The organism is Pseudonocardia sp. ICBG601, from assembly GCF_020496245.1.
On the sequence record NZ_JAHLJA010000149.1, the window covers coordinates 23,897 to 35,732 of the forward strand.

Annotated in this window: 11 protein-coding genes; 8 read left to right on the plus strand and 3 right to left on the minus strand. The window is 74.8% G+C overall.

All coding sequences use genetic code 11. The features are described 5' to 3' along the window. Positions 1-32: 32 nt before the first annotated feature. A complete protein-coding gene (locus KPL57_RS45820) occupies positions 33-2,300 on the plus strand; it encodes a molybdopterin dinucleotide binding domain-containing protein (protein WP_226356735.1) in 2,268 nt (755 codons plus the stop codon). Then, a complete protein-coding gene (locus KPL57_RS45825) occupies positions 2,297-3,925 on the plus strand; it encodes a 4Fe-4S binding protein (protein WP_226356736.1) in 1,629 nt (542 codons plus the stop codon). Before KPL57_RS45820 ends, KPL57_RS45825 begins: the two co-directional genes overlap by 4 nt. A gap of 73 nt (positions 3,926-3,998) precedes the next feature. Here KPL57_RS45825 and KPL57_RS45830 read toward each other — a convergent pair whose 3' ends face one another. Next, entirely contained in the window at positions 3,999-4,919 is a 921-nt protein-coding gene (locus KPL57_RS45830) for an alpha/beta fold hydrolase (RefSeq protein ID WP_226356737.1), read from the minus strand. Continuing rightward, positions 4,916-5,812 (minus strand): enoyl-CoA hydratase-related protein, encoded by an 897-nt coding sequence (locus tag KPL57_RS45835; protein ID WP_226356738.1) that lies wholly within the window; start codon positions 5,810-5,812, stop codon positions 4,916-4,918. The genes KPL57_RS45830 and KPL57_RS45835 overlap by 4 nt, the downstream gene beginning before the upstream one ends. Positions 5,813-6,051: 239 nt before the next feature. On the opposite strand from KPL57_RS45835, the gene KPL57_RS45840 reads away from it, so the two are divergent. Genes KPL57_RS45840 through KPL57_RS45860 form a run of 5 tightly spaced genes read left to right on the plus strand, consistent with a single transcriptional unit; the run spans position 6,052 to position 10,584 of the window. After that, positions 6,052-7,515: an aldehyde dehydrogenase gene (locus tag KPL57_RS45840; RefSeq protein ID WP_226356739.1), complete on the plus strand. Its 1,464-nt coding sequence runs from the start codon at positions 6,052-6,054 to the stop codon at positions 7,513-7,515. Next, entirely contained in the window at positions 7,512-8,315 is an 804-nt protein-coding gene (locus KPL57_RS45845) for a crotonase/enoyl-CoA hydratase family protein (protein ID WP_226356740.1), read from the plus strand. Before KPL57_RS45840 ends, KPL57_RS45845 begins: the two co-directional genes overlap by 4 nt. Beyond that, positions 8,315-9,532, plus strand: coding sequence for a thiolase family protein (locus KPL57_RS45850; protein WP_226356741.1), 1,218 nt, complete (start codon positions 8,315-8,317; stop codon positions 9,530-9,532). The genes KPL57_RS45845 and KPL57_RS45850 overlap by 1 nt, the downstream gene beginning before the upstream one ends. Further along, positions 9,529-9,948 carry a Zn-ribbon domain-containing OB-fold protein gene (locus tag KPL57_RS45855; RefSeq protein WP_226356742.1) on the plus strand — a complete coding sequence of 140 codons (420 nt, stop codon included), beginning with the start codon at positions 9,529-9,531 and terminating at the stop codon, positions 9,946-9,948. Before KPL57_RS45850 ends, KPL57_RS45855 begins: the two co-directional genes overlap by 4 nt. A gap of 36 nt (positions 9,949-9,984) precedes the next feature. Further along, positions 9,985-10,584, plus strand: a complete 600-nt coding sequence (locus KPL57_RS45860; protein WP_226356743.1) for a TetR/AcrR family transcriptional regulator — start codon at positions 9,985-9,987, stop codon at positions 10,582-10,584. Positions 10,585-10,595: 11 nt separating this feature from the next. Here KPL57_RS45860 and KPL57_RS45865 read toward each other — a convergent pair whose 3' ends face one another. Beyond that, the gene (locus KPL57_RS45865; protein ID WP_226356744.1) at positions 10,596-11,243 is read right to left on the minus strand and encodes a TetR/AcrR family transcriptional regulator; all 648 of its coding nucleotides are present in this window, start codon (positions 11,241-11,243) and stop codon (positions 10,596-10,598) included. A 271-nt stretch (positions 11,244-11,514) separates the two neighbouring features. Here KPL57_RS45865 and KPL57_RS45870 point away from each other — a divergent pair. Next, on the plus strand, positions 11,515-11,836 hold a 322-nt coding region (locus tag KPL57_RS45870; protein WP_308253108.1), incomplete at its 3' end, for a CoA transferase.

Here is an 11,836-nt window from a genome sequence, read left to right on the forward strand (position 1 = left end):
CGGGACCGGCCCGACGACAGGGGGGACCCTTCATGTCTCATGCTGGAACGGCGGCGACGCCGGTCGACCCGACCGGCCACCGTCCTCGGATTTGTCCGCTCTGCGAGGCGACCTGTGGCCTGCTCGTCGAGTTCGACGGCCGGCTCGCGCGCTCGGTCCGGCCGAACCCGCACGACCGGTTCAGCCACGGGTACGCCTGTGCCAAGGGGCTGGGGCTCGCCCGCCTCGACGGTGATCCGGACCGGCTGACCGTCCCCCTGGTCCGGCGCGACGGCCGGCTGCGGGAGACGAGCTGGGAGGAGGCCTTCGCCGAGATCGGGCGGCGGCTGCCGCCACTGGTCGCGGAGGACCCGCAGTCGGTGGCCGTCTACACCGGCAACCCCGCGGCCCACCACCTGGACCACACCCTGTACCTGCCCGCGTTGCTCGGCGCCATCGGCTCCCGCAACCTGTTCTCGCCGGCCAGCATGGACACGTGGCCGAAGAACCTGGTGACGGCGCTGCTGTACGGCACCGGGATCGGGATGTCGCTCCCCGACATCGACCGCACCGACCATCTGCTGCTTCTGGGCAGCAACCCGGTTGTCTCCAACGGCAGCACCGTCTGCGCCCCCGGGTTCGCCCGGCGGCTGGACGACCTGCGCGGGCGCGGCGGCACCCTGACCGTGGTCGACCCCGCACGGACCCGTACCGCCGAGATGGCCGACCGGCACCTGGCGATCCGGCCGGGCACCGATGCGCACCTGCTCATGGCGTTGCTGTCGGTCATCGACGCGCGGGGACTGGCCGACCCCGGCCCGGCCGGGGCCCACGTCGACGGCCTCGACGAGGTCCTGGCCCTCGCCCGCCCGTTCACCCCCGAGCGGGTGGCGCCGGTGTGCGGCGTCGGGGCGCGGGAGATCGAGGACCTCGCGATCGGGTTCGCGACGGCACCCGCGGCGGTGGCGCACTCCCGGATCGGCACCTGCACACAGGAGTACGGGTCCCTGGCCAACTGGCTGGTGGAGGTCCTGAACATCGCCACCGGCCGGCTCGACGTGCCCGGCGGGGCCATGTTCGCGACACCGCCGGCCGGTGGCCCGACGACCTGGCCGGGTGGTCCCGCCCGGCCGCAGTCCGGCCGCTGGCGGTCACGGGTCCGCGGGCTCCCCGAGATGCTCGGCGAGCTGTCCGTCGCCTGCCTGGCCGAGGAGATCCTCACTCCCGGCCCCGGGCAGGTCCGGGCGCTCATCACGATCGCCGGGAACCCCGCACGCAGCGTCCCCCGGAGTGCGGAGGTGGAGCGGGCGCTGCGCGAGGTCGGGTTCCTGCTCTGCCTCGACACCTACCTGAACGAGACGACCCGGCACGCCGACGTCGTCCTGCCGGCGCCGCACATGTTCGCGCACGGTCACATGGACCTGACCCTCAACCACTTCCAGATCCGCACCGTGGCGCGCTACAGCCCGCCGGCGCTGGACCCGGCCCCCGGGGAGATGCCCGAGTGGCACCAGGTGCTGAGGATCGCCGCGATCGTGCGTGGCACGCCGGACCTCGCGATCGAGACCATGGACGACGAGATCGCGGCCCAGGCCGCCCGGCGGGCCGGACGGCTGTGCGGCATCGGGGCCGAGGACGTGCTCGCGGCGGTGGCCCCGCGCCGCGGACCGGAGCGGCTGGTCGACATGCGGGTGCGCAGCGGGCCCTTCGGGGACCGGTTCGGAGCCGAGGCCGACGGGCTCACCCTCGCGCGCCTGGAGACCACACCGGACGGCGTCGACCTCGGGCCGCTCGAGCCACGGTTGCCGGACGTGCTGCGGACCCCGGGCTCGCGGGTCGACGTCGCCCCCGCGGTGCTCACCGGCGACGTGCCCCGGCTGTGGCAGAGCCTCCGCACCGTCCCCGCCACCGAGCTCCGCCTGATCAACCGACGGCAGCACCGCGGCATGAACTCGTGGCTGCACAACGCCCTGCCCCATCGCGACGACGGGCCCGGTGGCCTGATGATGCACCCGGCCGACGCGTCCCGCCTCGGCCTCGTGCACGGCGAACCGGTGCAGGTCGGGACCGGGTCCGGCACCGTCGTGGCCGAGCTGCGCGTGAGCGGGGACATCCGGCCGGGCGTGGTGAGCCTGCCGCACGGGTGGGGCCACACCGGCGAGGGGCTGCGGATGACCCGGGCGGCCGCGGCCCCCGGCGCGAACGTCAACCGGCTCGTCGACGACCGGCAGCTCGAACCGCTCACCGGGACGCCCGTCTTCAACGGCGTGCCCGTCACCGTGCGGTCCGCCGGGATCGCCGCCCCGGAGGGCGACCGATGACCCACGTGATCACCCGGACCTGCTGCAACGACGCGGCGTGCGTGGAGGTGTGCCCGGTCGACTGCATCCGGCCCCGTCCCGGCGACCCGGGGTTCAGCACGGCCGAGAACCTCTACATCGACCCGTCCTCGTGCATCGACTGCGGCGCGTGCGCGGAGGTCTGCCCGGTCGGCGCGATCGTCACCGACCGGGTGCTCGACGACGCGGGCCGGGCCGGCATGGCCCTGGCCGAGTCGTGGTTCGCTCAGGTGCACCCGCCCCGCCTGCCCGGTCGTGTGCCGGCCCGGACGACGCCCCGGCCGGCGGGCGGACTGCGCGTCGCCGTCGTCGGCACCGGCCCGTCCGGCTACTACGCGGCCCAGGAACTGCTGGAGCGCACGGCGGGCGAGGTGCAGGTGTCGATGTTCGACCGGCTGCCGGTCCCCGGCGGGCTCGTCCGCTACGGGGTCGCGCCGGACCACGGCGCCACCAGGACCTTCGGCGACGGGATGGAGCGCCTGCTGCGCCGTCCACAGGTCCGGCTCCACCTGAACGTCGAGGTGGGGCCGCACGTCTCCGCGGCGGAGCTGCTCGACCGGCACCACGCGGTGGTGCACGCGGTCGGTGCGGCGGGGGAGCGGCGCCTCGGCATCCCCGGCGAGGACCTGCCCGGGAGCCACTCGGCCCGCGACCTCGTCCACTGGTACAACGGCCATCCCGATCACGCCGGGTGGGCCCCGTCGCTGGACACGACGCGTGCGGTCGTGATCGGCAACGGCAACGTCGCGCTCGACCTCGCCCGCATGCTCGTGACCGACCCCGAGGAGCTCGCGACCACCGACATCGCGCCCCCCGCTCTGCACGCCCTGCGCCGCAGCCGGATCCGGGAGGTGCAGGTGGTGGGACGACGGGACCCGGCGCGGGGTGCGTTCAGCACCCCGGAGCTGCTGGGCCTGGACCGCATCGGTGGTGTGCAGGTCCTCGTCGCGGACTCCGAGGCGGTGTCCGGGCCCGCGCCGGAGTTCGCCGCACGGACGAAGGCCAAGGTCGTCGCCCGGTTCGCCGGGCGGGTCGCGGACCCCGCACGCCGCCGCATCGTGCTGCGGTTCGGGCGCACCCCGCGCGAGATCCTGGGCGGGGACGGGGTGCGCGCGGTCCGGTTCGGCACCGCGGACGGCGGGACGGAGGACGTGGAGTGCGGCCTGGTGCTGCGGGCCACCGGGTTCCGCGGCGTCCCGGTGGCGGGTCTGCCCTTCGACGACGAGCGGTCCGCCGTCCCCCACGAGGCGGGCCGGGTCCTGGCCGGCCCCGTGGGCCCGGTGGTGGCGGGCCACTACGTGACGGGCTGGATCAAGCGCGGCCCGTCCGGGGTGATCGGCACCAACCGGACGTGCGCCGCCGAGACCGTCGGCTCGCTGCTCGCCGACCACGCGGCGGGCGGGCTCGTCGATCCCGCGCCGACCGCGGCCGAGGACCTCGACCGGCTGCTCGCGGCCCGCAGGCCGGAGCGGATCGGCCTCGCCGGGTGGCGGGCGATCGACCGCGCCGAGCGGCTCGGCGGGCGCGGGGCCGGCGCCCCGCGCCGCAGGATCGTCACGGTGGAGGGCCTGCTCGCCGCGGCCCGTGCGGAGCCCGGTCACCGGTGACCCGGTCCGTCCGGTGTGGACGGTCCGGGTCGTGCCCCGGTGGTCCCGCGGCGGGTGGCGCCGGGGGCCGTCGCTAGGGCCGCTCCGGCCCGGCCGCGCGGCCGTCGGCGTCCTCCGCGACGTGGCGCAGGAACGCGAGCAGGTTCCCGGTGAAGACGTCGTTGTCGTCGCCCGCGACCATGTGCCCGGTGCCCTCGACCTCGAGGTACCAGGCCGACGGCACCAGCTCCAGGAACTCGCGGGCGCCGTCCCGGCTGACCACGTCGGACCCCGTCCCGCGCACCAGCATCGTCGGCACCCGCAGGCTGCGTGCGGCGTCCACGGCCCTGCGCTCGTTGAGGTCCAGGGTCTCCGGGGCAGTCTGCCGTTCGGCCACCATCCGGGGATCCCAGTGCCAGTACCAGCGGCCGTCCCGGCGGCGCAGGTTCTTCCGCAGACCGGCGGGGTCGCGCGGCCGGGGACGGTGCGGGTTGTAGGCGGCGACGGCGTCGGCCACGGCCTCGAGCGAGGCGAACCCGTCGTGTCCGGCCCGCATGAACCGGGCCACCGCGGAGGTGCCGGTCCGCTCGGTCCGCGGCGTCACGTCCACCAGGACGAGCCCGCGCGCCAGCCCGGGGTCCTCGCCGAGGGCGAGCAGGGACGTCATCCCGCCCAGTGAGGCACCGACCAGGACCGGTGGCTCGCCGAGCCGTTCGACGGCGGCACGCAGGTCGCGGACGTGGGCGTCGAGCAGATAGTCGCCGTCCGGTGCCCACCCGCTCTCGCCGTGTCCACGCAGGTCCAGCGACAGCACCGCCCAGCCCGTCCCGGTCAGCCGACGCGCCGTCCGCCGCCAGGAGTGCCGGGTCTGGCCGCCGCCGTGCAGGAGCAGCGCGGCGCCGCGCCGGTCCCGGCCGCTCGGTGCCCGGAGGTCGCCGACCAGCACGATGCCGTCGCTCTCGATACGGACCACGGTGTCGTCCGGCTCGTTGCGGACGTCGGTGGAGGCGCTCACCGGGTGCCTCCCGCGGTCGCCGAGGGCCATTCGGGTACCAGGTGCATCCGGTCGTCGACCCGGTCCGGGAAGCGGGCGGGCCGCTTCTCGAGGAACGACGAGACGCCCTCGGCGACGTCACCACCGCGGCCCAGCTCGTCGATCACCAGGGTCTCCAGCCGGTGCGCCTCCCACGGGTCCGCGGCCCCGAGCATGCCCCAGAGCAGCCTGCGGGACAGCCCGACCGAGGCGGCTGAGGTGTTGTCGGCGATCTCGGCCGCCAGCGCGAGCGCCACGTCGAGGAGCTCCGCCCCGGGCACGACGCAGGAGACCAGGCCACCCGCGAGTGCCTCGTCGGCGCCGAACACACGCCCGGTGCTCACCCACTCCATCGCACGGGAGATGCCGACGATGCGCGGCAGGAACCAGGTCGACGCGGCTTCCGGGACGAGGCCGCGACGGGCGAACACGAAGCCGAAGCGCGCGCTGTCGGACGCGATCCGCACGTCGGACGGGAGGGTCATGGTGGCCCCGACCCCGACGGCGGCCCCGTTGACGGCGCTGATGACCGGTTTGCGCGAGGCGGCGATCCGCAGCGCGACGACGCCCCCCAGATCCCGGGCCACACCGTCGATCGTGCCGTGTCCGGTGGCCGCGTCCGGCGGGCCGAAGGCGAAGGTGTCGGTGCCCCGTCCCAGGTCGGCCCCGGCGCAGAACCCGCGCCCGGCCCCGGTGAGCACCACGACGCGGACGGCGTCGTCGGCGTCGGCCCGGTCGAGGGCACCGACCAGCTCGGCGGCCATCGTGGAGGTGAACGCGTTCATCCGGTCCGGCCGGTCGAGCGTGATCACCGCCGTGGCGTCACTCCGGTCGTACCGGATCTGCGTGGTGTGCGCGGTGTCGGTCGTCGTCATGGCCTTCCTCCGGCTGTCGTGGCCCGTGCCGGGCGAGTCGAACGGTTACGACGGTGTCGGTGGCCCGAGCCAAACCATAAGGCTGTAGGTTTTCTACCGCGCGGCACGGCGGTCCGGTAGGGGCGGTGCCGCTCAACATGGTGAGACATATGACGTTGAGTGTCGCAGAGACCGGCAGATAGCGTCCGGCACTCCGGACGCGATGCGGCGCCCCCGGGGCGCGGAAGGAGACGCGGTTCGTGACGAACGATCTCGCCGGGACCGTCGAGCGGAGCTCGTTCTTCGTCGGCGGTCGGTGGCGCCCGCCGGCGGGGACCGAGCGCGTGGACGTGTTCGAGGCCGCCACCGGCTCCCCGTTCGGCGTCGCCGCCCTGGCCGGCACCGCCGACGTCGACGCCGCCGTGGCCGCCGCGTCCGACGCGCTGCACGGCCCCTGGGGCCGTGCGACCGGCGCCGAGCGGGCCGCGACGATGCGTCGGCTCGGAGTCGCGCTGACGGCCCGCGGCAAGGACACCGCCGCGCTCGTCAGCCGGGAGAACGGGATGCCCCGGTCGCTGTCGATCGGCGCGAACGGGTTCGCCCCGCCGATGATGCTCGACTACTACGCGGGCCTGGCCGAGCAGCTCGACGTCGACGACCTCCGCTCGGGGACGCTGGCCCGGGTCCGTGTGCGGCGCGGGCCGGTCGGTGTCGTCGCCGCGGTCACCCCCTGGAACTACCCGCAGGCGCTCGCGGCCATGAAGATCGCCCCGGCGCTGGCCGCGGGCTGCACCGTCGTGCTCAAGCCGGCACCCGAGACCGCGCTCGACGCCTACGTGTGGGCCGAGGCGGCCCTCGAGGCCGGCCTGCCCGACGGCGTGCTGAACATCGTGCCGGGTGGCCGCGAGGCGGGGGCGCACCTGGTCGCGCACCCCGGCGTCGACAAGGTCGCCTTCACCGGGTCCACGGCCGCGGGCCGGGCGATCGGCGAGGTCTGCGGACGGCTACTGCGGCCGGTCACGCTGGAGCTCGGCGGCAAGTCCGCGGCGCTGCTGGCCGAGGACGCCGACCTGGACGCGTTCCTGGCCGCGTTGCCCGAGGTGTCGCTGGCCAACAACGGCCAGACCTGTCACGCGTGCACCCGCATCCTCGCCCCCCGCCACCGCTACCGGGAGATCGTCGACGCGATCACCGACACCGTGCGCTCCCTGCCGGTGGGCGACCCGCTGGACCGCGACACCCGGATCGGGCCGCTGGTCAGCGGCGCGCAGCGCGACCGGGTGCTCGGGCTCGTGGCGGCCGGCCGCGCCGCCGGTGCCCGCGCCACCACCGGTGGTGGTGTCCCGGAGGGCCGCGAGCGGGGCTGGTTCGTCGAGCCGACGGTGTTCGCGGACCTCGACAACGACGCCGCGATCGCCCGGGAGGAGATCTTCGGCCCCGTGCTGTGCGTCCTGCCCTACGACGGCGAGGACGACGCGGTCCGGATCGCCAACGACTCCGAGTACGGCCTCGGCGGCACCGTCTGGACCACCGACCCGGGACGGGGACAGGCGCTCGCGGACCGGATCCGGTCCGGCACGGTCGGCGTCAACCACTACGCGCTCGACGTGCTCGGGCCCTTCGGCGGGATCAAGGCGAGCGGTCTCGGCCGGGAGCTGGGCCCCGAGGGACTGTCGCCCTACGTCGCCCTCAAGTCCGTCTACCTCACCCCGGAGAGCCGATGACCGCCACCGAGAACGTCGAGCAGGCCGCGGCACTCTACGAGCGTCGCGGGCACATCGGCCTGATCACCCTCAACCGTCCGCGTGCGATGAACGCGGTCAACGCCGACCTGTCGGCCGCCGCGGGCGACGCGCTCGCGGCCGCCGCCGTCGACGACGAGGTGCGGGCGATCGTGATCACCGGGGCCGGCCGCGGCTTCTGCGCCGGTGCCGACCTCAAGGAGGTCGCGCGCGGACGGAGGATCGACGACCGCGACCACCCGGAACGCGGTTTCGCCGGCCTCGTCCGGCAGTGGGTCGACAAGCCCACCATCGCCGCGGTGAACGGCTTCGCGCTGGGCGGGGGCACCGAGATCGTCCTGGCCTGCGACCTCGCGGTCATCGACGAGACCGCGTCGCTGGGGCTCCCGGAGGTCACCCGCGGTCTCGTCGCGGCCGCCGGCGGGGTCATCCGGCTCGCCCGGCAGATCCCGCAGAAAGTCGCGCTCGAGGCCGTGCTCACCGGGGAGCCGATCAGCGCCGCACGCGCCCACGAGCTCGGTCTGGTGAACCGGGTCGCGCCCGCGGGCACCGCGCTGGAGGTGGCGCTGGCGACGGCCGGGGTCGTCGCCGGCAACGCGCCGCTGTCGGTGCGGCACAGCAAGCGCGTCGTGCACCGGTCGCGCGACGCCGGCTCGGACTGGGACGACGCGGCCTGGGCGCTCAGCGACGAGGCGATGACGACGGTCTTCGGCAGCCGGGACGCCCGTGAGGGGCCGACCGCGTTCGCCGAGAAGCGCGCCCCCCGCTGGGAGGGGCGCTGATGACGGGCGCCGCGATCGCCGGTCTCGGTCTGACCGAGATGGGCAGGGTCTACGGCCGCTCCTCCACCTCGCTCGCCGCCGAGGCGGTGCGCACCGCGGTCGCGGACGCCGGCCTCGGACTCGCCGACCTCGACGGACTGCTGGTCAGCTCCGGGATCAAGCAGGACGTGGGTGTGGGGCTCGCCGCCGTGCTCGGCCTGCACGAGCTGTCGGTGCTGAACCAGGTGAACGCGTTCGGTGCCACGGCGGGCGTCATGGTGGCGCAGGCGGCCCAGGCGATCGCGGCCGGTGCGGCCACGACGGTGGCGTGCGTGTTCGCGGACAGCCCGCTCCGGCCGAAGGAGTCGGCCGGGTCGAGCTACGGCAACCCGGGCCGGCGGTCCGGCGGCGGCGCGGCCGTGCGCGGACTCGCGGGGTGGTCGGTGGCCTCGGGTGCGACCAACCCCACCATCCTCTACGCGATGTGCGCCCAGCGGCACATGTCGCGCTACGGCACCACCTCCGAGCAGCTCGGCGAGATCGCGGTCGCGCAGCGGGCGTGGGCACGGCACAACCCGCTGGCGCAGATGCGTGACCCGATCACTCTCGACGACCACCGGGACTCGCGGTGGATCGCCGAGCCGCTGCACCTGCTCGACTGCTGCCTGGTCAGCAACGGCGCCGTCGCGGTCGTGGTCACTTCGGCCGACCGTGCGGCCGACCTGGCCCGGCCCCCGGTGCACCTGTGGGGTCACGGCCAGGCGCACGCACCCCGCCGGATGCAGGCGGGATCGGAGTGGGGCCTGGTCACCCCGGCCGCCCGGTCGGGGCCGCAGGCGATGGCCATGGCGGGGATCGGCGTCGACGACGTCGACGTCGCCGAGATCTACGACTGCTACACCTTCACCGTGCTGGTGACCCTGGAGGACTACGGGTTCTGCGCCAAGGGCGAGGGCGGCGGTTTCGTCTCGGGCGGCCGGCTGGCACCGGGCGGGTCGCTGGCCTGCAACACCGGAGGCGGCCAGCTGTCGTCGTACTACATGTGGGGTTTCACCCCGTTGTCGGAGGCGGTCGTCCAGGCCCGCGGAGCCGGCGGCGCGCGACAGGCACCACGCAACGACGTCGTCCTCGTCAGCGGGAACGGCGGCATCCTCGAGCACCACTCCACGCTGGTGCTCAGCCCGCACCGCCGGGACAGCGGTCCGGCACGGACCCACGGTGGGAGGAGCCCGCGATGACGAGGTTCCCGAAGGTCGAGCGCGACCCGGCGACCGCAGCCTTCTACGACGCCGCCGCGCGGGGGGAGCTGCTCGTGCAGCGGGGGCCGTCCGGCACCGTCCTGCCCCCGGAGGCGCGCACCGACCCCTCGGACGGTTCGGCCGATCTCACCGGGACCGGGGTCTCCGGGGACGCCACGCTGGTGAGCTGGGCCGTCGTCCACCGGGCCCCGCTCCCCGTGCTCGCGGAAGCGGTCCCGTACGTGAGCGCGGTCGTCGAGCTCACGGAGGGCCCGTGGCTGGTCGTCCGGCTGGTCGGGGACACCGGCGCGCTGCGGGTCGGGGACGCGCTGCGGGCACGCTTCGTGGTGTCGGGCGGACCCGACGACCCGGGGGAGACGTTGCCGGTGTTCGAGAAGGTCGGTCCGGGCCGCTAGGCTCGTCGCGAGGTGGAACGATCCGGGAGGTCACGGGTGGCACGGGGACGAGGTCCGTTCGCGGGTGGGCCGGAGCAGGCCAGGACCCGCCTGGTGGCCGCGGCCGAGGAGTGCTTCCTCGACTACGGCGTCCGCCGGACCACGATGGACGACGTCGCCCGCCGGGCCGGGGTGTCGCGCCCGACGGTCTACCGCTACTTCTCCGACCGGGACGCGCTGATCGTCGAGGTGGTCACCCGCCGGGCCCGGAGCTTCGGTGTCCGCGCCCGCGAGTACATCTCCGGCCGTCCCGACTTCCCGGCGAAGATCGTCGACGGGCTGGGCTACCTGGTCCGCGGCGGCAGGCGGGACCCGATCCTGCGCGCCCTGCTCCAGCCGGACAACCTCAGCGCGACCAGCGGCATCCTGACCGCGGGGAAGGTCGCCGAGCAGCTGACCCTCGAGGTCTGGGAGCCCATCCTGGTGGCCGCCCAGGAGGCGGGCGAGATGCGGGCGGACATCGACCCGCGCGAGCTCTGCGGGGTCATGGCCGACCTGGAGTTCATGATGATCGGCCGCGAGGACCTCTTCGCGCCGGGCGGGCCGGGGGTACGGGAGCTCGTGGGCGACTTCCTGCTGCCCTCCCTCGTGGCCTGAGGCGCCCGCGGTCAGCCGGCTACGGGCACCTCGGCGCGGATCCCGGCCCGGTGGAGGGCGGGCGCGACGTAGGTGCGCAGCAGCGCACGCCGATCGTCGTCGGTGACCGACGGCCGGCTCAGCCGGCTGAGCAGCACGAGCTCGATGAAGGTGAGCCAGGTGCAGAAGTCGGCGACGTCGAGCTCGGCGCGGACCTCGCCGTCCTCCTGCGCCTGTCGCAGGATCGGGGCCCACAGCTCGGTGGTGAGGGTGACCGGGAGCCGGGCGGCGTCCGGGTGGTCCTGCATCCCGTCCATGAACTCCAGGCTCACCAGCTGCTGCACCAGGGGGTCGCGGCTACCCGCGTCGACCAGGAAGAGCATGCCGTCGACGAGCTTGTCGTCGATCCGGCCGCGGGTGTCGATGAACCGCCGGGCCCGGTCGAGCAGATCGCGCGCCCGTGAAAGCAGCACCCCGAGGACGAGGTCGTCGCGGTTGGCGTAGTGCCGGTAGACGGTCGGACGGGAGACCCCTGCCTCCCGGGCGATGTCGTCCATCGTCGCCTTGGTGATGCCGAGCCGCAGGTAGCACGCCTCCGCCGCGAGCAGGATCGCCGTCGCGGGGTCGGAGACCCGGTTGCGGGGCGCCTGACGTCGGCCACCGCTCGGGGTTCTCGACATGTCACCTCATTCTCCTGCGATCGGTCGTCAGGATACACCGGCGACCGGGACCGGCCGGGGAACGTCGGGCCGCGCGCGGCGTCCGGTGGTCCGTCCGGTCCCGTGCCGGGTCCGCCGTCCTCCGGATCGATCGTGACACGCGAGACGAAGAACGGGAATTGTCGCCCGTAGTGACAGCGACCACCGACAGCGCGCGACAGCTAACCTACGATGTGTAGGTAAGGAGTGATCGGGCCGCGACGAGGCGGCGACGACCGAAGGGATGCAGGGCGTGAGCGGTACGACCACCCAGCACGACATCCTCCCGCTGGCCGGGATGCGCGTCATCGACCTGGCGGAGGGGGCGGGGGAGGGCTGCGGCCGGTTCCTGGCCGACCTGGGCGCCGACGTCCTGCGGATCGAGCGGCCGGGCGGGTCGCCCGGCCGCGCCGACCCCATCGGCTTCGGTCTGGGCAACGCCAACAAGCGGAGTGCGGTGCTGGACCTCGACGGGGCCGACGGGGCCGGGCGGTTGCTCGCCGCGGTGGCGGGTGCCGACCTGCTGATCGAGTCGTTCCGGACGGCGGAGGCGCAGGCCCGCGGACTGACCCCGG

Excerpts from the sequence above, each read along its gene's own strand:
- KPL57_RS45835 (WP_226356738.1), bottom strand. The coding sequence starts at position 5,812 with ATGACGACGACCGACACCGCGCACACCACGCAGATCCGGTACGACCGG.
- KPL57_RS45825 (WP_226356736.1), top strand. The coding sequence starts at position 2,297 with ATGACCCACGTGATCACCCGGACCTGCTGCAACGACGCGGCGTGCGTG.
- KPL57_RS45845 (WP_226356740.1), top strand. The coding sequence starts at position 7,512 with ATGACCGCCACCGAGAACGTCGAGCAGGCCGCGGCACTCTACGAGCGT.
- KPL57_RS45850 (WP_226356741.1), top strand. The coding sequence starts at position 8,315 with ATGACGGGCGCCGCGATCGCCGGTCTCGGTCTGACCGAGATGGGCAGG.
- KPL57_RS45855 (WP_226356742.1), top strand. The coding sequence starts at position 9,529 with ATGACGAGGTTCCCGAAGGTCGAGCGCGACCCGGCGACCGCAGCCTTC.
- KPL57_RS45865 (WP_226356744.1), bottom strand. The coding sequence starts at position 11,243 with ATGTCGAGAACCCCGAGCGGTGGCCGACGTCAGGCGCCCCGCAACCGG.
- KPL57_RS45820 (WP_226356735.1), top strand. The coding sequence starts at position 33 with ATGTCTCATGCTGGAACGGCGGCGACGCCGGTCGACCCGACCGGCCAC.